Annotated in this window: 23 protein-coding genes; 8 read left to right on the top strand and 15 right to left on the bottom strand. The window is 71.6% G+C overall.

From position 1 onward, the window contains the following. Positions 1–232: 232 nt before the first annotated feature. Genes K4S16_RS02815 through K4S16_RS02805 form a run of 3 tightly spaced genes read right to left on the bottom strand, consistent with a single transcriptional unit; the run spans position 233 to position 2,461 of the window. On the bottom strand, positions 233–1,369 hold the full coding sequence (locus tag K4S16_RS02815) for a nitronate monooxygenase family protein (protein ID WP_149257207.1): 1,137 nt from the start codon (positions 1,367–1,369) through the stop codon (positions 233–235). A 43-nt stretch (positions 1,370–1,412) separates the two neighbouring features. After that, the gene (locus tag K4S16_RS02810; protein ID WP_149257206.1) at positions 1,413–1,613 is read right to left on the bottom strand and encodes a DUF397 domain-containing protein; all 201 of its coding nucleotides are present in this window, start codon (positions 1,611–1,613) and stop codon (positions 1,413–1,415) included. Continuing rightward, on the bottom strand, positions 1,610–2,461 hold the full coding sequence (locus K4S16_RS02805; protein WP_149257205.1) for a helix-turn-helix transcriptional regulator: 852 nt from the start codon (positions 2,459–2,461) through the stop codon (positions 1,610–1,612). The genes K4S16_RS02810 and K4S16_RS02805 overlap by 4 nt, the downstream gene beginning before the upstream one ends. Positions 2,462–2,607: 146 nt before the next feature. Here K4S16_RS02805 and K4S16_RS02800 point away from each other — a divergent pair, with 146 nt between their 5' ends. Next, positions 2,608–3,027 carry an ATP-binding protein gene (locus tag K4S16_RS02800; RefSeq protein ID WP_160160840.1) on the top strand — a complete coding sequence of 140 codons (420 nt, stop codon included), beginning with the start codon at positions 2,608–2,610 and terminating at the stop codon, positions 3,025–3,027. Between the two features lie 15 nt (positions 3,028–3,042). On the opposite strand, the gene K4S16_RS02795 is transcribed toward K4S16_RS02800, so the two are convergent. The 3 genes from K4S16_RS02795 to K4S16_RS02785 form a co-directional block, all read right to left on the bottom strand. Next, positions 3,043–3,423 (bottom strand): Zn-ribbon domain-containing OB-fold protein, encoded by a 381-nt coding sequence (locus tag K4S16_RS02795; RefSeq protein WP_149257203.1) that lies wholly within the window; start codon positions 3,421–3,423, stop codon positions 3,043–3,045. Between the two features lie 3 nt (positions 3,424–3,426). Beyond that, complete coding sequence (locus tag K4S16_RS02790) at positions 3,427–4,587, bottom strand: thiolase family protein (RefSeq protein ID WP_149257202.1); 1,161 nt, start codon at positions 4,585–4,587, stop codon at positions 3,427–3,429. Positions 4,588–4,655: 68 nt separating this feature from the next. Continuing rightward, positions 4,656–5,609, bottom strand: a complete 954-nt coding sequence (locus K4S16_RS02785; RefSeq protein WP_149257201.1) for a GlxA family transcriptional regulator — start codon at positions 5,607–5,609, stop codon at positions 4,656–4,658. A gap of 95 nt (positions 5,610–5,704) precedes the next feature. Between K4S16_RS02785 and K4S16_RS02780 the strand changes: the two genes are divergently transcribed. Next, the gene (locus K4S16_RS02780) at positions 5,705–6,358 is read left to right on the top strand and encodes an HD domain-containing protein (RefSeq protein WP_149257200.1); all 654 of its coding nucleotides are present in this window, start codon (positions 5,705–5,707) and stop codon (positions 6,356–6,358) included. Positions 6,359–6,455: 97 nt separating this feature from the next. On the opposite strand, the gene ehuA is transcribed toward K4S16_RS02780, so the two are convergent. From ehuA to pip, 9 genes are all read right to left on the bottom strand, one after another. Beyond that, positions 6,456–7,403: an ectoine/hydroxyectoine ABC transporter ATP-binding protein EhuA gene (gene ehuA / locus K4S16_RS02775; RefSeq protein WP_235036524.1), complete on the bottom strand. Its 948-nt coding sequence runs from the start codon at positions 7,401–7,403 to the stop codon at positions 6,456–6,458. Then, the gene (gene ehuD, locus K4S16_RS02770) at positions 7,390–8,043 is read right to left on the bottom strand and encodes an ectoine/hydroxyectoine ABC transporter permease subunit EhuD (RefSeq protein ID WP_200841655.1); all 654 of its coding nucleotides are present in this window, start codon (positions 8,041–8,043) and stop codon (positions 7,390–7,392) included. Before ehuD ends, ehuA begins: the two co-directional genes overlap by 14 nt. Next, positions 8,043–8,759, bottom strand: coding sequence for an ectoine/hydroxyectoine ABC transporter permease subunit EhuC (ehuC, locus tag K4S16_RS02765; protein ID WP_149257198.1), 717 nt, complete (start codon positions 8,757–8,759; stop codon positions 8,043–8,045). Before ehuC ends, ehuD begins: the two co-directional genes overlap by 1 nt. Positions 8,760–8,762: 3 nt before the next feature. Then, positions 8,763–9,656 carry an ectoine/hydroxyectoine ABC transporter substrate-binding protein EhuB gene (ehuB, locus tag K4S16_RS02760; protein ID WP_149257197.1) on the bottom strand — a complete coding sequence of 298 codons (894 nt, stop codon included), beginning with the start codon at positions 9,654–9,656 and terminating at the stop codon, positions 8,763–8,765. A 96-nt stretch (positions 9,657–9,752) separates the two neighbouring features. Then, the gene (thpD, locus tag K4S16_RS02755) at positions 9,753–10,718 is read right to left on the bottom strand and encodes an ectoine hydroxylase (RefSeq protein ID WP_149257196.1); all 966 of its coding nucleotides are present in this window, start codon (positions 10,716–10,718) and stop codon (positions 9,753–9,755) included. After that, a complete protein-coding gene (locus K4S16_RS02750; RefSeq protein WP_089312209.1) occupies positions 10,715–11,110 on the bottom strand; it encodes an ectoine synthase in 396 nt (131 codons plus the stop codon). Before K4S16_RS02750 ends, thpD begins: the two co-directional genes overlap by 4 nt. 34 nt (positions 11,111–11,144) lie before the next feature. Further along, positions 11,145–12,407, bottom strand: coding sequence for a diaminobutyrate--2-oxoglutarate transaminase (gene ectB / locus K4S16_RS02745; RefSeq protein ID WP_149257195.1), 1,263 nt, complete (start codon positions 12,405–12,407; stop codon positions 11,145–11,147). Positions 12,408–12,459: 52 nt separating this feature from the next. Then, positions 12,460–13,008: a diaminobutyrate acetyltransferase gene (gene ectA / locus K4S16_RS02740; RefSeq protein ID WP_149257194.1), complete on the bottom strand. Its 549-nt coding sequence runs from the start codon at positions 13,006–13,008 to the stop codon at positions 12,460–12,462. A gap of 619 nt (positions 13,009–13,627) precedes the next feature. After that, on the bottom strand, positions 13,628–14,596 hold the full coding sequence (gene pip, locus K4S16_RS02735; RefSeq protein ID WP_149257193.1) for a prolyl aminopeptidase: 969 nt from the start codon (positions 14,594–14,596) through the stop codon (positions 13,628–13,630). A 373-nt stretch (positions 14,597–14,969) separates the two neighbouring features. Between pip and K4S16_RS02730 the strand changes: the two genes are divergently transcribed. From K4S16_RS02730 to K4S16_RS02705, 6 genes are all read left to right on the top strand, one after another. After that, positions 14,970–16,730: a hypothetical protein gene (locus K4S16_RS02730; RefSeq protein ID WP_149257192.1), complete on the top strand. Its 1,761-nt coding sequence runs from the start codon at positions 14,970–14,972 to the stop codon at positions 16,728–16,730. 750 nt (positions 16,731–17,480) lie between these two features. Next, on the top strand, positions 17,481–19,175 hold the full coding sequence (locus tag K4S16_RS02725; RefSeq protein ID WP_149257191.1) for a CTP synthase: 1,695 nt from the start codon (positions 17,481–17,483) through the stop codon (positions 19,173–19,175). After that, positions 19,172–19,816: an NUDIX hydrolase gene (locus tag K4S16_RS02720; protein WP_149257190.1), complete on the top strand. Its 645-nt coding sequence runs from the start codon at positions 19,172–19,174 to the stop codon at positions 19,814–19,816. Before K4S16_RS02725 ends, K4S16_RS02720 begins: the two co-directional genes overlap by 4 nt. Before the next feature lie 36 nt (positions 19,817–19,852). Continuing rightward, the gene (locus K4S16_RS02715; RefSeq protein WP_235036523.1) at positions 19,853–20,890 is read left to right on the top strand and encodes a site-specific tyrosine recombinase XerD; all 1,038 of its coding nucleotides are present in this window, start codon (positions 19,853–19,855) and stop codon (positions 20,888–20,890) included. 205 nt (positions 20,891–21,095) lie between these two features. Beyond that, a complete protein-coding gene (locus tag K4S16_RS02710) occupies positions 21,096–21,962 on the top strand; it encodes a ParA family protein (protein ID WP_305790869.1) in 867 nt (288 codons plus the stop codon). Between the two features lie 37 nt (positions 21,963–21,999). Continuing rightward, a complete protein-coding gene (locus tag K4S16_RS02705) occupies positions 22,000–22,632 on the top strand; it encodes a hypothetical protein (RefSeq protein ID WP_149257189.1) in 633 nt (210 codons plus the stop codon). Positions 22,633–22,634 lie beyond the last annotated feature (2 nt).

Here is a 22,634-nt window from a genome sequence, read left to right as displayed (position 1 = left end):
CGACATCGTGTACGCGACCATGACCACCGTCGACGCGAAGGGCCGGCCCCGCGCACGCGTGCTCATCCCCGTCTGGGAGACCGGTGACGGCGGCCCGCTGACCGGGCACCGCGGAGGCGGTTCCCCGGGCCCTGCCCTCGCTGCGGTGATCACAGCGAGGGCGGGGCTTCGGGGGCCCGCGGTTGCCGGGCCGAACCGGCGGGCCCGGCCTGGTCCTCCAGGGGCGAGCGGTCTACTCCTCGCCGGTGACGCGGTTCAGGCGCTCCACGGCGTTCGCGAAGTCCTCCACCATGTCGTAGACGACCTGGCGGGCGGGCTTGACGGTGTTCATCAGGCCGACACACTGGCCGACGAAGTAGTTCGCGAGCGCGCGGGCGCCCGGGTTGCCGGACTCGGCCACCTTGGTGATCTGCCGCATGGCGCCCTCCGCGACGATCATCTGGAGCGGCATGCCGAGCGGGCCGGGGCTGGCGGGGCCCTCCCACTCCTCCGTCCAGGCGGAGCGCAGCTGTCGGGCGGGCTTGCCGGTCCGCGAGCGCGACCGGATCGTGTCGCGGGACGTGGCGGCGAGCATCTTCTCCTTCACCGCCGGGGGCGTCTCGGCCTCCTCGGTGGTGAGCCACACCGAGCCGCACCACACGCCGGACGCGCCGAGCGCGAGCGCGGCGGCCATCTGGCGTCCGGTGGCGATCCCGCCCGCGGCGAGGACGGGGACCGGCGCGACCGTGTCGACCACCTCGGGGACGAGCACCATCGTGGAGATCTCGCCGGTGTGCCCGCCGGCCTCCCCGCCCTGCGCGACGATGAGGTCGACCCCGGCGGCGACCTGGCGGCGGGCGTGCTCGGAGGTCCCGACCAGCGCGGCGACGGGGATCCCGGCGGCCTTGGCCTTCTCCACCATCAGCGGCGGCGGGGTACCGAGGGCGCTGGCGATGAGGCCGATGGGGTGGGCGAGCGACACGTCGATCAGCTCCGTCGCGCCCTCCTTGGTGACCTGCGAGCCGCCGCGCGCGTTGGACCGCTTGGCCTTCTCGAAGTCGGGCAGCGGGACGTCGTACTTGGCGAACAGGCCGGTGAGGAACGTCCAGTGCTCGTCGGGGACGGCGGCCAGCAGGGCGTCCAGCCCCGCGCCGCCCTCCGCCGCCTTGTCGATCTTGCCGGGGACGAGCACGTCGACGCCGTAGGGGCGGCCGTTCACGTGCTCGTCGATCCAGCGCAGCTCCTCCTCGAGCCGGTCCGGGGTGTACGCGACGGCGCCGAGGACGCCGAACCCGCCGGCGTTGGTGACGGCGGCGACCACGTCGCGGCAGTGGCTGAAGGCGAACAGCGGGAACTCGATACCGAACCGTGCGCAGACCTCGGTGTTCATGCCCCGACGCTAATGGACCGAACGCCATTCGGTCTAGGGGTCGTCAGACGCCGCGGATCTTGAGACGGTCGAGGAGGCTGCTCCAGGCGTCGAGGGTGAAGGTGAGGACGGGACCGTCGGGGTCCTTGGAGTCCCGCACGGCCACCGCCCGCTCGATACTGGCGATCTGCACGCAGTCCGCTCCTTGGGAGCCGCTCCGGCTGCTCTTGCGCCAGTCGGCGCCGGCCAGGTCTGGACGTCTCATAGATCCGACATTATTTGGTGGATCATGTCGCGCGAAGCCTGTTCCGAGAGCGCGGATGCTCGCACCTGCTCAAAGGTGTCCCGGTACTGGGCGATCTCTTTTTCGTCCTCCACGATCCATTGGCCCGTGGGATGATCCGTGAGCACCGCGTTCAGTATCGGCTCGCCGATGTCCAGGAGTTGGAACTGCCCCGCATAGGCAGGACCGGCGTCGACATCCAGCGGGAGGACGTGCAGTAGCACGTTGTCGAGTTCTGACTGGTTGAGCAGTCGCCTCAGTTGCGACCGCATGACGTCGCGCCCCCCGCGCATCCGGCGCAGCGCTGCCTCATCGAGAACGACTTCGAGCCTGGCCGGAGCCTCCCTGTTCAATATGTTCTGCCTCGCGAGGCGAAATTCCACGTAGCGCTCCAACGTGGTCGATGCGTACTGGGGCGTGAGGCCACGGATGACGGCTCGGGCGTAGCTCTCGGTTTGGAGGAGGCCCGGGATGAAGGTGGTCTCAGTGGTGATGATGCGTGATGCGTCGTGCTCCAAGGAGACGCGGTCCAGGGCCTCGGGAGCGGCGAGGTCCTTGTAGGCGTCCCACCAGCCTGGGCGGCGGTCCTGTTCGGCGAGGGTCATCAGGGCCGCGCGCAGGGGGGCCGGGACGGCGTAGCGGTCCAGGATGAAGCCGAGGTCGCGGAGGCGGAGCCACTGCACCCCGTTCTCGATCTGGCTCAGGGACGACGCGGAGCGCTCCAGGTGGCCGCCCGCGGTCTTGAGGGTGTAGCCGGATTCCTCCCTGAGACGGCGGAGCACTCGTCCGATCTTGCGGCGGCGTGTGGTGGAGAGTGTCGATTCCGACATGTGATCAGAATGTCACGCTGCGGAGTCGGATGCCGGAGAATCGGCGACCGCTGAAATTTCAGCGGGGAGTCCTGTCGGAAGGTGCGGAACGTGTTGAGGCGGTTGGCGGAGCGCGAAGAACCTTGGACCCGAGAGAAGGGGTCCTCATGGCGATCGGCGAGGTCATCGCGGCGCTCACGCTGCCGGGCGTGGAACAGTCGGCGAGGTATGCGCGGTGGTTCGCGCGGGACGTGCTGCGGGAGGGTCATCCCTCGCTGGATGACGTCCAGACGTGTGTGAACGAGGCCTTCACGAACGCGGTCGAGCACACCGCGTCCGGACAGGGCGGGAAGGTGACGGTGATGTTCTCGGCGGACGGCGGGGAGATCGTCGCGGAGGTCGTCGACGACGGGGCGGCGGGGGAGCGGCCGGTCATGCGAGATGATCCGCTGGCCGAGGACGGGCGGGGCCTGCGGATCATCGACGGGCTCGCGCTGGCATGGGGCGTGCGGACGGACGGCCCCCGGACGGCGGTGTGGATGCGGTTCCCCGGGCCGCCGCCGCGGAGCGTCCTCGACCCCGGTTAGCCGGGCGTGGGCGACTCATTCGGCGGCGGGGCGGAACAGCACGAACGACTCGCCCTCGTCCGGATGCTCGAACACCGCGCGCAGCGGGAGCCCCTCGCGCAGGTCCGCGCGGGTCACGCCGTCCAGGCGGGTGTGCAGCCACGGCCCCTCTGCCAGCTCGACGAGCGCGAGGAAGACGGGTGGCTCCTTGGGCAGGATCGTCCACGTCACCAGGGTCGCCGCGCCGCTCGCCTCGGCCCAGGCGAGGCTCTCCTCGCCGCAGCCGGGGCAGCCGCTCGCGTCCGGCGCGAACCAGCGGTCGCACGCCTCGCAGCGCCGCACGACCAGCCGGTCGGCGGCGGCGCCGTCGAAGAACGGGTCGGTCCGGCCGTCGCGGCGCAGAATGCCGATGTCCACCGGCTAGGCCCCCTTCGCGTGCGGGCTGACGATCAGCGTGGAGTGGTGGTCGAGGATCCCGCCGTTCCCGCTGACGAGGATCACGTCGGTGGACGGCGCCTGCCGCTCCCCGCCGTCCCCCCGCGCCTGGATCACGGCCTCCGACAGCGGCGTCATGCCCCACATGTAGTACGCCGACAGCTGCCCGCCGCCGGTGTTGGTCGGCAGCGACCCGCCGGGCGCGAGCGCGCCGGACGCGGCGAACGCGCCGCCCTCGCCCTTGGCGCAGAACCCGTAGTCCTCCAGCGTCACGAGGACGGTGTAGGTGTAGCAGTCGTACAGCTCGCACACGTCGACGTCGGCCGCAGTGATCCCGGCCATCTTCATCGCCGTCGCGCCGGACGCCGCGGCGCCCGTCGTCAGGCCGAAGTCGCTGCCGCGCTCCTTGCGGTGCCCCGGGTGGCCCTGCCCCCAGCCCCACAGGTGCACGGGCGGGCGGGCCAGGTCGCGGGCCCGGTCGGCGCTGGTCACGATGACGGCGATCGCGCCGTTGGAGACCAGGCAGCAGTCCAGCAGGTGCAGGGGTTCCGACACCCAGCGGGAGGCCTGGTGGTCCTCGATGGTGATCGGCTCGCGCATCTGCGCCAGGGGGTTTCCGGACGCCCAGGCGCGGGTCGCCACGGCGATCGCGCCGAGCTGCTCGCTCGTCGTCCCGTAGCGGGCCATGTGCCGCTGGGCGGCGAGGGCGTAGTGGGAGTTCACGCTGCGCAGGCCGAGCGCCGCCGTCATCCCCCCGAACCCGTACCATTCGCGCGCGTCCCGGTTGTAGGCCGAGCCCGCCGACTGCTTCGGCTTCAGCGGCGCGTCGGCGAACACGCACGCGACCGTGGTCGCCGATCCGTTCAGCACCGACATCGCCGCGTACGACACCATCGCCCCGGCCGTCGCCCCGTAGGAGTTGACCAGCGCCAGCAGCCGCAGGTCGCGCAGGCCGAGCGTGTCGGCCAGCTCGATCCCGGGCGAGCCGCCCATGCCGTGGCTGACCAGCAGGCCGTCCAGGTCGCCGAGCTCCAGGCCCGCGTCGGCGGTGGCCAGCCGCACCGCGTCGGCCGCGAGCCGCCGGGGGCTGCGCCCGTACACCCTGCCGAGCTCGGTCATCCCGAGCCCCACGATCGAAGTGCCCATCGCCTCGCTCTCCTCGTCCGTAAGCGCAACGGTACAGAATCGCGTTCGGTAGACGCTCGGCGGGGTGATCAGCGGCCCCGGAACGCGCTCCGGTACGCCAGCGGTGAGGCCCCCACCCGCCGGGAGAAATGGGCCCGCAGCGTCACCGGCGACCCGAACCCGGCCTCGGCCGCCACCCGTTCGACCGGCAGGTCCGTGCTCTCCAGGAGCTGCTGGGCCCGGTGGACGCGGGCGCGCGACAGCCACTGCTGCGGCGTCGTCCCCGTCTGGTCGCGGAACCGCCGCGTCAGCGTCCGCACGCTTACGGACGCGTGCCTGGCGATGTCGTCCAACGTCAGCGGGCGGTGCAGGTTCGCCTCCAGCCAGGCCAGGAGCGGCTGGAGGGCGGCCTGCCCGTCCGGCGGATCCTCGTGGCGGATGAACTGGGCCTGGCCGCCGTCCCGCTGCGGCGGCATGATGATGCGCCGCGCGGTCCGCGCGGCCGTCGCGGAGCCGTGGTCGCGGCGGACCATGTGCAGGCACAGGTCGATGCCGGCGGCCACTCCGGCGGACGTGAGGACCTGGCCGCCGTCCACGTACAGCACCGACGGGTCCAGGTCGACGCGGGGGAACCGCCGGGCCAGTTCGTCCGCGAACCGCCAGTGCGTCGTCGCCCGCCGCCCGTCCAGCAGCCCGGCGGCGGCGAGGACGAACGCGCCGACGCAGATCGACGCAATGCGGGCGCCCCGGGACGCCGCGTCGCGCAGCGCGTCCAGCACCGCGGCGGGCGGCGCGGACCGGACGTCGTCGTGCCCCGGCACCACGATCGTGTCGGCCGAGGCCAGCGCGTCGAGCCCGAAGGGGGCCTCGACCCGGATCCGGCCGAGCACGGCGGACGTCTCCACCCCGCCCGGCGGCGTGCACACCCGCGTCTCGTAGAGCGGAACGTCCCCGGACGTGGTCGTTACGCCGAACACCTGGCCCGGGACGGCCAGATCGAACGCGACCACCCCGTCCAGCGCCAGCACCGCCACCACATGCATGGCCGGAATATAGCGGATATCGGCAATCTGGCCACTGGTCGCCCCCGGATCGGTCAGCGGACGATCGAGGACGACCATCCGACCGAGGAGTCCTGATGACCGATGCCTTCGCCGAGTTCTCCCTCCCCGACACCGGCCTCACCCGCGAGGCGTACGACCTGGTGTTCGCCACGGAGACGGCGGCGCTCGCCAACCACAGCGTCCGCACCTACCTGTTCGGCCGCGCGGTGGGGGAGGGCCTCCGCCACCGCCCGGCCGACGGCTACGACGACGAGGTGCTGTTCCTGGCGAGCGTCCTGCACGACCTCGGCCTGACCGAGCGGGGCGACGGCCGCCAGCGCTTCGAGGTGGACGGCGCAGACGCCGCCGCCGAGTTCGTGAGCGGGCACGGTCTGGACGACGCGCGAACGCGCGTCATGTGGGAGGCGATCGCGCTGCACAGCAGCACCGGCATCGCCAACCGGATGCGGCCCGAGATCGCCCTCACCCACGCCGGGACCAGCATCGACATCACCGGTCAGGGTGCTGAAGCCCTCCCCGAGGGCTTCGCCGACCGGGTCCACGCCGCCTTCCCGCGCCTGGAGCGGGACTGCGGCCTCGCCCTGCCCGTCCTCGAACAGATCGCAAGGGACCCGGCCAAGGCGCCCTTCGGCACGCTGCCCGCCGAGATCGCCCGCCAGCACCGCATCGGCCCCGAGGTCCCCGCCTGGGGCGACCTCATGGCGGCGGCCTGGCCCGGCGTCGCCTGAGACCGGGGAGGCCCGGCACCCGCAGAACGAGAGTCGCCCGCGTCCCCGGGGCGACGGGGACGCGGGCGACGCGCGGGGACGCGAGGCCCCGGTCCGGTCAGGAGGCGAGGACGGCCTGCAGGAAGTCGCGGGTGCGCTGCTCGGACGGCTCGCCGAAGATCTGCTCCGGGGGCCCCTCCTCGACGATCTGGCCCTGGTCGAACATCAGGACGCGGTCGGAGATGTCCTTGGCGAAGGCCATCTCGTGGGTGACGCAGAGCATGGTCAGGTCGCTCTGCCGGGCGATGTCGCGCAGCAGGTCCTGGACGCCGACGACGAGCTCGGGGTCGAGCGCCGAGGTGACCTCGTCCAGCAGCAGCACCCTCGGCTGCATGGCCAGCGCCCGCGCGATCGCCACCCGCTGCTGCTGACCGCCCGACAGCTGGGAGGGATGCGCGCTCTCCTTGTCCGACAAGCCGACCATGTCCAGCAGGCCGCGGGCCCGCTCGACCGCCTCGTCCTTGGACACCCCGAGCACGCGCACCGGCCCCTCGGTGAGGTTGCGCAGCACGTTCATGTTCGGGAACAGGTTGAACTGCTGGAACACCATGCCGACCTGCTTGCGCATCTCGTGCAGGTGCTTCTGGTTCGCGGGGACGCGCTTGCCGCCGCGGTCCATGTGCCACAGCGTCTCGTCGCCGATCCAGATCAGGCCCTCGTCGAGGGTCTCCAGGGTCATCAGCAGCCGCAGGATCGTGGTCTTGCCCGACCCGCTCGGCCCGATGAGCGTCACCCGCTCGCCGGGCGCCACGGTGAAGTCGAGTTCGCGGAGCACGACGTTGGAGCCGAACCGCTTGACCACCTTCTCGAAGCGGATGCCCGGCGCCTCACCGCGGGGCAGCCCCGCGGCCGGCTCGGCCTTCGAGGCGGTGCCCTTCCGGAGGGAGGCGCCCGCGTCGGCGGACGCCCCGCCCGCGGCGGGGTTCTGGGACGCGCCTTCGGCGTCCGAAGGGGGGCCCTGCGCCACGCCCCCGGGGTCGGCTTCGTCGGTGTTAGTTGGTGGCATAACGCCTCTCCAAGCGGCGGACGAGTATCGAGGATATGACGCTGACCACGACGAACAACAGGCCGACCATGGTGATCGGCTCCAGGAACTGCAGGGTCCTGGACCCGACCTGGTAGGCCGAGAACAGCAGTTCCGCGACGTTGATCGCCAGCAGCATCGGCGAGTCCTTGAACATCGCGATCAGGTAGTTGCCGAGCGTCGGGATGACCCGCCGGATCGCCTGCGGCAGGACCACGTCCAGCCACACCCGCGAACGCGGCAGGTTCAGCGCGGTGCACGCCTCCCACTGCCCCTTGGGGACGTCGGCGATCCCGGCCCGGTACACCTCGGCCGTGTAGGTCGAGTAGTGGATCCCGAGCGTGATGGTGCCCGCGGTGAGCGACCCGATGGTGACGCCCCACGCGGGCAGCACGAAGAACACGAAGTACAGCTGCGGGATCAGCGGCGTCGACCGGATGAACTCGGTGATCCACCGGATCGTCTGGTTGAAGACCCGGCTCGGCGAGCGGCGCAGCAGCGTCCACACCAGACCGAGGACCAGGGCGATCACGTAGCCCAGCAGCGTCGCGACCAGCGTGTAGCGCAGCCCGTCCAGCAGGTCGGGGAGGATCTCGCCGGAGTAGTGCCAGTCCCAGCTCATCAGGCGCTCACCCCCGCCCCGGGCGCGCCGGCCGCGATCGTCCCGAGGGACGGCTCAGCCGGCAGCCTGCGGCCCAGCATCCGGTCCACGCGCCGCTCGGCGTAGCGGACGAACAGCTGGAGCACCTGCGCGATCACGAAGTACAGGACGAGCACGACCGTGAACGCGGCGACGGTCTGGCCGGTGCTGCCCTGGATGTTCTTGGAGACGCGGGTCAGGTCGACCAGGCCGACCAGGGACACGATCGCCGTGCCCTTCATCAGCTCGATGATCAGGTTGCCGAACGGGGGCAGCATCAGCGCGAACGCCTGCGGCATCAGGACGCGCCGCATGCGCTGGAACGGGGTGAAGTTCAGCGCGATCGTCGCCTCGTACTGGGCCTTCGGGACGGCGTTGATCGAACCGCGCACCACCTCGGCGCCGTAGGCGCCGACGTTCAGGCCGAGGGCCAGTACGGCCGCGAACATCGTGGTGAACCGGAGGCCGATGAGGGGCAGGGCGTAGAAGAACCAGTACAGCAGCACCAGCGTCGCGTTGCCGCGGAAGAACTCCACGTACACGCGGTTGAGCACCCGCACCCAGGGGTGGCGTGACGTGCCCGCCATCCCGAAGACCAGGGCGAGCACCAGCGCCAGCGCGCCGCCGAGGAGGGTGAGCCGGATGGTGACCCACGCCCCGTCCAGCCACTGGGGATAGCTGTCGAGGACCTCGGACACGGGTCAGCCCTGGCAGAACTTGGCGGCGGTGTCCCCCGGGCCGGGCATCTCCGCCTGGGTGAAGCCGAACGGCTGCAGGATCGGCAGCAGCTTGTTGCCCTGCTGGAGCTTCGCGAGCTCGCCGTTCCAGGCGTTCACCAGGTCGGTGTCGGCCTTGCGGAACGCGAACGCGCCTGCGCCGAGCTGCTCCTTGCCGTCGATGACGGGGGTGAACGCGTCGGTGACCTCGAAGCCCTCGCCCTGGTGCTTGGTCAGCAGGTCGGCCAGGGAGATGCGGGTCAGCCAGATGCAGTCGATGCGCCCGGCCTTCAGGCCCTCGTATGCGCTCGCCTGGTCGGCGAACGTCTTGATGTCGCCCTTCTTGACGCCGGTCTTCTCGGCGTACCCGGCCTCGACCGCGCCGGTGAGCACGCCGACCTTGGCGCCCTTCTTGCCCGGGTCCTCGGCGGCCTTGAGGCCCTTGGGGTTGCCCTTCGGCACCATGAAGGCGCTCTTGGCGACGTACTCGGGGTTGGCGAACGCCGCCGAGGCGCACCGCTCCGGCGTGATGAACATGCCGGCGGCGATCGCGTCGAACCGCTTGGCGTTGAGCCCGCCGATGAGCCCGCCGAAGTCGACCTGGACGCCCTTGATCTCGTCGATGCCGAGGTTCTTGAAGATGGCGCGCGCGAGCTCGGGGGCCTCGCCGGTCAGCTTCCCGGACTTGTCGGTGTAGCCGTAGGGGGCCTCGTTGGCGAACCCGACCGTGATCACACCGGCCTTCTTGGCCTTCTCCAGCGTGCCGCCGCCGGCCTTCTCCGTCTCCGGATCCGTCGTGGAGCAGCCCGCCGCGGCCAGCGGCGCCGCGGCGGACAGCAGCACGGCGGTGCGGAGGAAGTCTCGTCTCGAGGAAGTCATCGTTGAACTCCTGATAGGTGTGCTCCGCGCCCGCAAAAAGGCCGAAGTGGCCCCCTTGCGGGCGCGGAGCGGGGTCGGGTTATCGAATTGTTAGGCTCAGGCGCCGGCGGCGCCCTCGGCGGCGGAACGGCCTTCCGCGCCCCCCTGGGCGCTCTCCGCCCCGACGGGAGTGAAGTCGCGGGCGCCGATGAAGGCGGGACGGGGTGCGGGCGCCGAGTACGGCTCGACGCACGTGTTCTCCACGCTGTTGAACACGATGAACACGTTGGAGCGCGGGAACGGGGTGATGTTCCCGTTCGAGCCGTGCATGCAGTTGCAGTCGAACATGGTGGCCGAGCCCGCCGAGCCCGTGAACAGCTCGATCCCGTGCTTGTCGGCCAGGATCGACAGGCTGTTGGGGTCGGGCGTCCCGATCTCCTGTCCGCGCAGGGACTCCTTGTAGTGGTCGTCCGGGGTCTCCCCGACGCAGGCCACGAAGGTCTTGTGCGAGCCAGGCATGATCATTAGCCCGCCATTGTGCACGAAATTCTCGGTGAGCGCGATGGATATGCTCACCGCGCGCATCCGGGGCATGCCGTCCTCCGCGTGCCAGGTCTCGAAGTCCGAGTGCCAGTAGAAGTCCTTGCCAGTGAAACCTGGCTTGTAGTTGACCCGGCTCTGGTGGACGTAAACCTCCGAGCCGAGGATCTGCCGGGCCCGGCCGACGACGCGGGGGTCGCGGACGAGTTCGGCGAACACCTCGCTGATCTTGTGCACCTCGAAGATCGAGCGGACCTCGTCCGAGCCGCGCTCGGTGACCGTGCGCTCGTCGGCCAGGATGCGCGGGTCCGCGGACAGCCGGCGCAGCTCGGCGCGGTAGTCCTCGACCTCCTCCGGCGCGAGCAGCTGGTCGACGGACAGGAAGCCGTTGGCCTCGTAGGCCTCGAGCGTGGCGGCGTCGACGGGCCCGTCCTGGGCCTCGCCGTACACGACCGGGTCCTGGCGGTACAGCAGCGCGGCCTCGGAGGACTTCCGGGTGGGGTAGGCGTCGTCGATCGTCGGATGGGACTCGATGATGCTCATGCGTCCTCCTCGGTCAGCAGCGGGTACACGCCGTTCTCGTCATGGACCTCCCGGCCGGTGCAGGGCGGGTTGAACACGCAGACGGTCCGCACGTCCGTGTGCGCGCGCAGCGTGTGGTGCTCGTGGCCGTCGAGCAGGTACATCACGCCCGGCTCGATCTTGTGCTTCTCGCCCGTCTCGTCGTTGGTCAGCTCGCCCTGGCCCTCGACGCAGTACACGGCCTCGATGTGGTTGGCGTACCACATCTTCGTCTCGGTGCCCGCGTACAGGATCGTCTCGTGCAGCGAGAACCCGACGCCCTCTTTGGCCAGCACGAAGCGGCGGCTGCACCAGGTCGGCGCCTGCACGTCGCGCTCCGTGCCGATGATCTCCCCGAGGGAACGAACGATCATTGAGACTCCCTTGTTCTGTTCGGTGCCCGGCGGCTCAGGCGGTGACCTTTTGGCGGACGGCCTCCACCGAGTCCGCGATGATCTCCAGGCCGGTGGCCAGCTCGGACTCGGTGGTGGTGAGCGGCGGCAGCAGCTTGGCGACCTCGCCCTCGGGCCCGGAGGTCTCCATCAGCAGCCCCCGCGCGAACGCCTCGCCGCACACCTTCGAGGCCGCCTCCGGGTCCTTCATCACCAGGCCCCACGCCAGGCCGCGGCCGCGGACGGAGTCGACGGCGCCGGCGTGCGCGATCGCGATCTCGTTCAGCGCCGCCTGGACCTGCTGGCCCTTGGCGAGGGTCTGCTTCTCGAAGTCGTCGCCGGTCCAGTAGTCCTCCAGCGCGCCGACGGCGGTGACGAACGCGGGGTTGAAGCCGCGGAAGGTGCCGTTGTGCTCTCCCGGGTCCCACACGTCGAGCTCGCGCTTCATCAGCGTGATCGCGAAGGGCAGGCCGTAGCCGCTGAGGGACTTGGACAGGCAGACGATGTCCGGGGTGATCCCCGCCTCCTCGAAGCTGAAGAACGGCCCGGTGCGGCCGCACCCCATCTGCACGTCGTCGACGATGAGGAGGATGTCCTGCCGGCGGCAGAGGTCCTGCAGGCCGCGGAGCCACTCGGCGGTGGCCACGTTGATGCCGCCCTCGCCCTGCACGGTCTCCACGATGACGGCGGCGGGCTTGTCGAGGCCGCTGCCGCTGTCGTCCAGCATCGTCTCGAAGAGCAGGAAGTCGGGCGTCCTGCCGTCGAGGTAGTTGTCGTAGGGCATCGCCACGCCGTGCCCGAGGGGCACGCCCGCGCCGGTGCGCTTCATCGAATTGCCGGTCACGGCGAGCGCGCCGAGCGTCATCCCGTGAAAGGCGTTGGTGAAGCTGACGACGGTCTCGCGGCCGGTGTACTTGCGCGCCAGTTTCAGCGCGGCCTCGACGGAGTTGTTCCCCGCGGGCCCGGGGAACTGGACTTTGTAGTCGAGGCTGCGGGGCTTCAGGACGTACTCGTTGAAGCGTTCCAGGAACTCGCGCTTGGCCGAGGTGTACATGTCGAGTCCGTGCACGACCGCGTCGCCGGCGAGATAATCCAGCAGCCGGCGTTTCAGCTGCGGGTTGTTGTGCCCGTAGTTGAGGGTGCCGGCGCCGGCGAAGAAATCGAGGTAGGTCTTGCCGTCCTCGTCGGTCATGTGGCTGCCCTGGGCCGTGGTGAACACCGTGGGCCAGCTTCTGCAGTAGCCGCGGACTTCCGATTCCAGGCGGTCGAAAACGTCCATGTCTGCCTCCAGGCAGGGTCGGAGAGGAGCGGGTGGGGGGCGTGGCGGGGGGTCAGTTCGCGGCGGTGATCGGGCCGATCCTGAAGAGCACCTCGGGCTCGTGTCCCCCCTCGGGGAAGTGCTCCGCGGCGAACAGCGGGCTGCGGGCGAGTTCGCACCCGCGGGCCCTGGCGAAGGATTCGAACATCGCGGTGGAGGCGGCGTTGTCCGGCGTGACCGTGGCCTCCATGAACCGGTGCCCGCGGGGGGCGAGCCGGTCGGCCAGGCCGTCGAGCATGCGGCGGGCGAGGCCCCTGCCGCGGTGGTCGCGGTCGACCGCGACCTGCCACACGAAGAACGTGTCCGGACGGGACGGGCGGACGTAGCCGGTGATGAAGCCGCAGGGGCCCGCGTCGTCGCGCGCGACGATCGAGGTGTCCGCGAAATCGCGGCACCAGAGCGCGTAGCTGTACGGCGAGTTGACGTCCAGGACCTGAGAGTCCCGGGCGAGCCGCCAAAGCGCGGGTCCATCGGCGAGGCTCGGCTCCTGGAGTAGCACTTCCGCGTTCGTCTCGTTCTTCTCGGGGCGTCGGGTCGGTGATTCCAGGGGTTGCGCTGCCATGTCCAGGCAACTTAGCGAATCTCGCGCGATGATCGCAGATGATTGTTATCGGCGAGATGTTTAGCCGTGCCGATCGCTGGGTATGATTAAGTGCTTTTGCGATTCGGGTGCAATTTCGGCGGTCTCGATGCGGGCCGCGATCCGCGTTTCCCCGTGATACGCAGGCGGTACTGCCGGATGCGCCGGAGATGTTGCGTGCATGCTTCCTGAATGCAACCTTAACGTTTCGCCGCTGCGTCAGGAGTGCTTTTTTATATCGGTTATGTGAGGTAAGTCACATAGATCCGGTGTCAACGGGGCCGGTGCGGCGGGCGTCACTTCGCATCGCGGGAGGTCGAGCCGCGAGCGGCCGGGCTGTGGCGGGAGTGGGCCAAGGCACTCTCCGAGGCCCCGTGTACTTACCTTCAAGGGGCAGGTGCTCCATCCAGAGGGTAAGACCTGGATGGCTTATGAGTTAGGGAATCCGGGTTTCGGTCCGCTTCCGGGGCGGCCGAGGCCCGGCGGGAACGCCGGACGCCGGCCTCCTTGCGGACGTCCTGAATCAGCCTAAAGGTGAGACCGATTCAGGTTCGGCCTTACATCGTCCGATCTCTCTACGTTATCAAATGGTCACGAGGAGTCATGACTTGCCCGCGAAGCGGTCGGTCGCCTCGATCAGGCGGTGCAGGATCCCCGGCTCACTGTAGGCGTGCCCCGCGTCGTCGACGATGTGGAAGTCGGCCTCGGGCCACGCGCGGTGCAGGTCCCACGCCGTCGCGACCGGCGTGCACACGTCGTAGCGCCCCTGCACGATCACGGCCGGGATGTGGCGGATCTTGTCCACGTCCCGGATCAGCTGGTCCTCCTCGAGGAACCCCCCGTTGGTGAAGTAGTGGTTCTCGATGCGGGCGAACGCCACCGCGTACTCCGGCTCGCCGAACCCGCCGGCCATCTCCGGGTCGGGCCGCAGGGTGAGCGTCGAGCCCTCCCACGTCGCCCACGCCTTCGCGGCCGCGACCCGCACCTCGGGGTCCGGCGACTCGAGCCGCTCGCGGAACGCCGAGATGAGGTCCTCGCGCTCGTCCTCGGGGATCGGCTCGACGTACTTCTCCCACAGGTCGGGGAACAGCAGCGACGCCCCCTCCTGGTAGAACCAGTACAGCTCGAACGGCCGCAGGGTGAAGATGCCGCGCAGCACCAGCTCGGTCACCCGGTCGGGGTGCGTCTGCGCGTACGCCAGCGACAGCGCGCTGCCCCAGCTCCCGCCGAACACCAGCCAGCGCTCGATGCCGAGGTGCTCGCGGAGCCGCTCCATGTCGGCGACCAGGTTCCAGGTGGTGTTGCTCTCCAGCGACACCTCCGGGTCCTTCGCGTGCGGCAGGCTGCGGCCGCAGTTGCGCTGGTCGAACAGGACGATCCGGTACGCCTCGGGGTCGAACTGCCGGCGGTGGGCCGGGCTGCACCCGCCGCCCGGCCCGCCGTGCAGCATCACGGCGGGCTTGCCGTCGGGGTTCCCGCAGACCTCCCAGTAGATACGGTTTCCATCGCCGACGTCGAGCAGCCCGGAGTCGTGGGGCTCGATCGGCGGGTACAGCGTGCGAAGCTCCATGGAGCGCGATTGTCCCATCCGGCCCGCGTACCGGCGGGATGTGACCCACCGCACCCCGCGGAAGGGCCGCACGGGGGGTGATCAGGCGTCCTGCGTGCGCGAACACCGGGCGGATGTCGAGAGGGCAAACCCCAAACTGGGCAAACGTTCCGCTGGTCGGGACTAGAGTGCCTCTAGTGAGCGAAGCGAGGAGCCACAGGGCCGGCAGCGGAGCGAACGAGATGTGCACAACGACCCCCGCGAACGCGGCCGTGCGCCGCCGGGCGAGGAGACACGTGAGCGAAGTGACGAGCCGTCGGGCCGGTAACGCTGCGAGCAGGGCGAACGGCGTGCCGCCGGTCGGCCCGCTCCCGTCCGGGAGGCGAGGAGACCGGTGAGCGAGCTGAACGGATCCGGCGGTTCCCGGGGCGTCCCCGAGGGGGCGGCCCCCTGGCCCGCCATGGGACGCGACCCGGGCGGCGCGCAGCAGGCGCTGCCGTCCGCCCAGCAGCCCATCCAGATGTCCAAGCCCGGACAGCCCGGACAGCCCGGACAGCCCGGCCAACCGGGCCAGCCCGGCAGGCACGGGCAGACGGGGGAGATGGTGCGCCCCGACGTCGAGCAGACCGAGGCCCAGCCCTGGGACATTGTCGAGCGGCTCCGCCAGATGGCCGACCTCATCGGCGACGCGCTCGCCGCCGGGGAGCGCAAGGTCAACGAGGCGCAGACCGAGACGGCGTCGCAGATCGCCGCCGTCCAGGCGGAGAAGGAGTCCGCGCAGCGCGACGCGGCCGCCGCCTGGGGCGAGGTGCAGCGTGCCCGCGGCCAGGCCGAGCAGGCTGACCGCCGCGCCGTGGAGGCCGAGCGCCGCCTCACCGAGGCCCAGAACGAGAGCGCCTCGCAGGTCGCGGCCGTCCAGGCGGAGAAGGAGTCCGCGCAGCGCGACGCCGCGGCCGCGTGGGGCGAGGTGCAGCGCGCTCGCGGCCAGGCCGAGCAGGCTGACCGCCGCGCCGTGGAGGCCGAGCGCCAGGTCGCCGAGGCCGAGCGCCGCACCGCCGAGGTCCAGAACGAGGCCGTCACGCAGATCGCGGCGCTCCAGACCGAGAAGGAGAACGCCCAGCGCGACGCGGCCGCCGCCTGGAACCAGGCCCAGCAGGGCCGCGCCCAGGCCGACCAGGCCCGCGGCCAGGCCGAGCAGGCGCGCGTCCAGGCCGACCAGGCCCGCGCGCAGGCCGAGCAGACCCGCGCGCAGATGGAGCAGCTGCAGGCCCAGGTCGAGCAGGCCGAGCGCCGCGTCGCCGAGGCCGAGGCGACGGTCCGGCAGGCGATCCAGCAGCGCGACGCCATGAGCGAGGCCCGCGACGACGCCCTGCGCGCCGTCGAGGACGCCGTCGGCGCCCGCCGCTCCGCCGAGGCCGAGCGCGACCGCGTCGCAGAGCAGGCGGGGGAGCTGTCCCGCGCGCTGGAGACCGCGCACAGCGAGCTGTCGGCGCTGCGCGCCAAGGTCACCGACGCCGAGATGACCGCGCAGAACCTGCAGCACGCCGTCGTCGCCGCCGGCAAGGAGGCCGACGAGTCCCGGCGCCGCGCCGAGGTCGCCGAGCGCCGCGCGCAGGAGAACGAGCGCCGCGCCCAGGAGGCCGAGCGGCGGGTGCAGGACGCCGAGCGCCGCGCCCAGGAGGCCGCCGCGCGCGCCGACGCCGCCGAGGCCGAGCGGCAGCAGGCCCTCGACACGGCCGCCCAGTCGCTGGAGGCCGCCAAGAAGGCCGAGCGGGAGCGCGACGGCAGCGCCAAGGCGCGCGAGGCCGCCGAGCGGGGCCGCGAGGCCGCCGTCCAGGCGCAGGCGCGCGCCGAGTCCGAGCTCACCCTGGCCCGCGGCCGCGCCGACCAGGCCGGGCGCGAGCGCGACAAGACCGTCGCCGCGATGCGCCAGCTGGCCGCCGAACGCGACGCCGTCGCCGAGAAGCTCGCCGAGCGCGACCAGTGGGTTGACCAGCTGGCCCAGGCCGTCACCGAGCAGCGCGCCCAGATCGCCGAACTCTCCCAGGAACGCGACGCCGCCCGCCAGGCCGCCGACCAGGCCCGCTCCCTGATCGACGAGCTGACCAGGCAACTCCGCACCATCATGCCCACCGCCGCCACCCCCCGCCTCTAGGCGGCGCGCACCCACCCGGAGCCAGCAAAAGCCAGAGCCGCCCGCCGCGCCCCCCAGGCGCGGCGGCCGCGTCGCCCCAGCCATCGCCGCGACGCCGCGGCCCTCGCAAGGACTCCGATCACGCCCGACGGCAGGCGAGGGACCGCCAAGCCCTACGGGTGTGCCGCACCCGACGCCCTGACCCGCCGCCGCAACCACGCAACGATCCGCCGGTCGTGCTCGGGTCTGTAGGCGGTTGGTTTGAAGGGCCCATCGTCGTGCTAGGCGGGCGTGGCGGCCACGACGACCACGTCGATACCGGCCGGCGCAGCGACCACGCGGCGCTCCTGGGGCTGTGATCGCGTCCGTTGGCGGGTGCGGCCCGCCGAGCTGTGCGAGTGCGGCGCAGCGACACCTGAGCCGGCGTCGCGGCCACACGACGATCCGCCGGTTGTCCTTGGGGCTGTAGGCGGGGCCAGTTGTAGGGCCCGTCGTCCGTGCTGGGCAGGTGTGGCCGGCGCGACGACATCAGCCGTCGCCGCAACCACGCGACGACCGGAAGGTTGCGATCGCGTCCGAAGGCAGGTTCGAGCGAAGCGAGAACCTGATCGCGCAGTGAGCCGCTAGGCGAGTCGGAGCGATGCCAGCGATCGCCCGCGTTTCTCGACGATGGAGGCCCCCCGGGGCCGAAGGAGGAGAGAAATGCAATAAGCTAGAACCCCGTGGACAGTGCGGTACCGTCCGCCTCGCAACGACCACGGGAGCGCCTTCTTGCCATCGGCTACCACTGGTAGATCACGTCCTACCAAGCATCTCTTCGTCACCGGCGGTGTCGCCTCCAGCCTCGGCAAGGGTCTGACGGCGTCCAGCCTCGGGCGGCTCCTGGCCCTCCGCGGGCTCCGGGTCACCATGCAGAAGCTCGACCCCTACCTCAACGTCGACCCGGGCACGATGAACCCGTTCCAGCACGGCGAGGTCTTCGTCACCGACGACGGCGCCGAGACGGACCTGGACATCGGGCACTACGAGCGGTTCCTCGACACCGAGCTGCACGGGTCCGCGAACGTCACCACCGGTCAGGTGTACTCGAACGTGATCGCCAAGGAGCGGCGCGGGGAGTACCTCGGCGACACCGTCCAGGTGATCCCGCACATCACCAACGAGATCAAGGACCGGATCCGCGGGATGGCCGACGACGGCGACGTCGACATCGTCATCACCGAGGTGGGCGGGACGGTCGGCGACATCGAGTCGCTGCCGTTCCTGGAGTCGGTCCGGCAGATCCGGCACGAGATCGGGCGGGAGAACTGCTTCTTCCTGCACGTGTCCCTGCTGCCCTACATCGGCCCGTCCGGGGAGCTGAAGACCAAGCCGACGCAGCACTCGGTCGCGGCGCTGCGCTCCATCGGCATCCAGCCCGACGCGATCGTGTGCCGGTCGGACCGGCCGATCACCGACGGGCTCAAGCACAAGATCAGCCTGATGTGCGACGTGGACCGCGAGGCCGTGGTGTCCGCGGTGGACGCCGCCAGCATCTACGACATCCCGAAGGTGCTGCACTCCGAGGGCCTGGACGCCTACGTGGTGCGCCGCCTGGACCTGCCGTTCCGCGACGTCGACTGGGGCGCGTGGGACGAGCTGCTCCGCCGCGTCCACAAGCCCGCCCGCGAGGTCACGATCGCGCTGGTCGGCAAGTACATCGACCTGCCCGACGCCTACCTGTCGGTCACCGAGGCGCTGCGGCACGGCGGGTTCGGCAACGACGCCAAGGTGCACATCCGCTGGGTGAAGAGCGACGACTGCGAGACGCCCGAGGGCGCCAAGCGGGAGCTCGACGGCGTCGACGGCGTCCTCGTCCCCGGCGGGTTCGGCGTCCGCGGCATCGAGGGCAAGCTCGGCGCGGTCCGGTACGCGCGGGAGAACCGCGTCCCGCTGCTCGGCATCTGCCTCGGGCTCCAGTGCATGGTCATCGAGGCGGCGCGGAACCTCGGGGGGCTCGGCGACGCCGGGAGCGCCGAGTTCGACGCCACCACCGCCCACCCGGTCGTCGCCACGATGGCCGACCAGCTCGACGTCGTCGCCGGGGAGCGCGACATGGGCGGCACGATGCGGCTCGGCCTCTACCCGGCGGACCTGGCCGACGGCTCGGTCGTGCGGGACCTGTACGGGGAGGCGAAGGTGTCCGAGCGGCACCGGCACCGCTACGAGGTCAACAACGCCTACCGCGACCGGCTGGAGGAGGCGGGGCTCCGGTTCTCGGGCCTGTCGCCCGACGGCCGCCTGGTCGAGTACGTCGAGCTGCCCCGCGAGCAGCACCCGTTCTTCGTCGGGACGCAGGCGCACCCGGAGTTCCGGTCCCGCCCGACCCGGCCGCATCCGCTGTTCACCGGGCTCGTCTCGGCCGCCCTCGACTACGCCGAGGCGCGCGCGGGCGAGGGCGAGGCCGGGACGGTGGCGGCGTCATGAGCGGCGAGGAGCTCGGCCCGGACGACGTCCGAGACCGCCCTGACAGATGGAAGGTCGTGGAGTCGTCCACGGTCTACCAAGGGCGCGTCTTCAGCGTCCGCAGCGACCGGGTGGAGATGCCGCGCGGCGACGCCACGGAGGCCGTCGGCCGCGACGTGATCGAGCACATCGGCTCGGTCGGCGTCATCGCGGTCGACGACCGCGACCGGGTGCTGCTGCTGCGCCAGTACCGGCACCCGGTGTCGCGGCTGCTGTGGGAGGCGCCCGCCGGGCTGCGCGACGTCGACGGCGAGCCCCTGCACAAGCTCGCGGAGCGCGAGCTGCTGGAGGAGGCCGGGTACCGCGCCGAGCGCTGGGACACCCTGCTCGACGTGTACCCCTCGCCGGGCATGGCCGACGAGCGCATCCGGATCTTCCTGGCGCGCGGCCTCACCGAGGTGCCCGCCGACCAGATCGACTTCGAGCGCGTCCACGAGGAGGCCGACATGCCGGTCGTGTGGGTGCCGCTGGAGGAGGCGGTCCGCAAGGTGTTCGCCGGCGAGCTGCACAACATGATCGCGTGCATGGGGATCCTCGCGGTGCACGCGGCCCGCGGCTCGGACTTCGCGGACCTGCGCCCCGTCGACGCGCCGGAGGACTGAGCCGGATGAGGTCCCCCTCCGGCGGCCGGAGGGGGCATGATGGGCGGGTCCCCGGACCCCACGGCCGGAAGAGGTGCCGCCCTGTCCCCGAGCCCGTCCTCCCGGAGCACCGCGCGGCGCCCCGCCCCTGACCCCGGCGCGGGTTCCGCGCTCGACTCGGCGGTGCGCGGGTACCTGGGGCACCTCGCGGTCGAGCGCGGTCTCGCCGCCAACACGCTCAGCTCCTACCGCCGCGACCTGCGCCGGTACGCGCGGGTGCAGGAGGAGCGGGGGCGCGGGTCGATCGGGGAGATCACCGAGGACGACGTCCGCGCGTTCCTGGTGGGGCTGCGCGAGGGCGACGACGACCATCCGCCGCTGTCGGCGGGCTCGGCGGCGCGGGCGCTCGTGGCCGTCCGCGGGCTGCACCGGTTCGCACTGCGCGAGGGCCTCGCCGCCGGCGACCCCGCGCACGACGTCAAGCCGCCGACGCCGCCGCGCCGGCTGCCGAAGGCGATCTCGCTGGAGGAGGTCGAGCGGCTGCTCGCGGCGGCGGCCGGGCCGTCCGGCGACCCCGGCACCGCGCGCGGCCTGCGCGACCGGGCGCTGCTGGAGCTGCTGTACGGGTCGGGCGCGCGCATCTCCGAGGCCGTCGGCCTGGACGTCGACGACCTCGATCTGCGGGACGGGTTCGCGCGCGTCGCCGGCAAGGGCGGCAAGGCCCGGGTGGTGCCCATCGGCGACTACGCCCGCGAGGCCGTGGACGCCTACCTCGTGCGGGCCCGGCCCGAGCTGGCCGGGGCCGGGCGGGGCGGCCCGGCGCTGTTCCTGAACGCGCGGGGCGGGCGGCTGTCGCGGCAGGGCGCCTGGATGGTGCTGCGCGCCGCGGCCGACCGGGCGAAGCTGTCGGAGGTGTCCCCGCACACGCTGCGGCACTCGTTCGCCACCCACCTGCTGGACGGGGGCGCCGACGTCCGCGTCGTCCAGGAGCTGCTCGGGCACGCGTCGGTCACCACCACGCAGGTCTACACGCTCGTCACCGTCCAGCTGCTGCGCGAGGTCTACGCGACCTCGCACCCGCGGGCGCGGAACTGACCGCCCGGCGGGCGCAGCGGACACGCACTAAGGGACGAATCGGATCATCCGCCCCATCGACAAATCGCGACGTTCGTTGCGCGTCGGCTTGAGCGACGGGGTGGACGGCCCTAGAGTCCCCGTTCTGGATGGCATTTCCGGGCCGTCGGGGAGGGATCTGGTGACCAGCACTAACAGTGCGGATGGAGTCCTCTCCTCCGCCACCATAGAGACCGATCCGAGCCGCGCCCTCGGGCCCACGCAGCGCCCCGTCCCGGTGTTCCCGGAGCCGGAGCCGCTGGCCGAGCACGGGCCCGCGCGGATCGTGGCCGTCTGCAACCAGAAGGGCGGGGTCGGCAAGACCACCACGACGATCAACCTGGGCGCCGCGCTCGCCGAGTACGGCCGCCGCGTCCTGCTCGTCGACTTCGACCCGCAGGGCGCCCTGTCGGTCGGCCTCGGCAAGGGCGACCCGCGCCAGCTCGACGTGACGATCCACAACCTGCTGCTCGAACGCGACACCGAGTGGGAGGACGTCGTCATCGAGACCGGCGTCGACGGGATGGACCTGCTGCCGAGCAACATCGACCTGTCCGGCGCCGAGGTCCAGCTCGTCCACGAGGTCGGCCGCGAGTACATCCTGCAGGGCGCGCTTAAGTCTGCCGTCGAGCACTACGACTACATCCTCATCGACTGCCAGCCGTCGCTCGGCCTGCTCACCGTGAACGCGCTGGCAGCCAGCGAGGGCGTGCTGATCCCGCTGGAGTGCGAGTACTTCGCGATGCGCGGCGTCGCGCTGCTGATGGAGACGATCGAGAAGGTGCAGGGCCGGATCAACCCGGGCCTGGTCATCGACGGGGTCCTCGGCACCATGTACGACTCGCGGACGCTGCACACCCGCGAGGTCCTCGGGCGCATCGTCGAGGCGTTCGGCGACACGGTGTTCCACACCGTGATCAACCGCACGGTGCGGTTCCCCGACGCGACCGTGGCGGGGGAGCCGATCACGTTCTTCGACCCCAGCTCGATGGGCGCCAACGCCTACCGCAGCCTGGCCCGGGAGGTCTTGGTCAGGTGGGCGGAGACCGAGTGACGCCGTCCGGCGCCCCCTGACCCCCGACGGAGCGCACATGGGCACCCCCCCGCCCCTGCCTTACGACCCGCCGCCGGGCCCGCCGCCCGGCGCCCTGCCGCCGCCCCCGCCCCGCCGGGGCCTGGGCACGCCGGCCATCGTGCTGATCGTCGTCGCGGCCGTGGTGCTCGTCGCGGTCGGCGGCACGGGGGCCTACCTGGCCATGCGCGACAAGGACGACGGGTCCTCGTCCGGGCCGGTCGACCTGCGCGTGCCGCTGACGTTCCGGCTCCTGGCGGGCGTCTCGGCCCCGCCGTGCGCGGGCGTCACCGTCTCCGGCTCCTCCGAGTGCTACGTCCTGGGTCCGGACGCGCTGACGGTGCACCGGCTGGAAGGGGTCAAGGCCGTCCCGCCCGATCCCGCGCGCGGCAGCCCTGCCTGGTCGGTCGAGCTGACGCTGACCTCGGCGGACGCGCCCCGGTTCGCCGCCCTGACCCGCAAGGCCGCCGACGCCTCCGCCGCCCAGGCGCCCGGCGGGCGGATGGCCATGCTGGTCGGCGGGTCGCTCGTGTCCCAGCCCGCGCAGGTGATGGAGGCCATCACCGGCGGCAGAGTCCAGATGACCGGACCCGCCGGCGGCTTCACCCGCGAGGACGCAAGGGCCGTCGTCCGGAAGCTGACCGGCGAGTAGCG

Origin of the sequence: Actinomadura sp. K4S16, assembly GCF_008327685.1 — a bacterium.
GTDB lineage: Bacteria > Actinomycetota > Actinomycetes > Streptosporangiales > Streptosporangiaceae > Spirillospora.
Note: the sequence above shows the minus strand (reverse complement) of the source record. Positions and strands in the feature narration are given on the sequence as shown.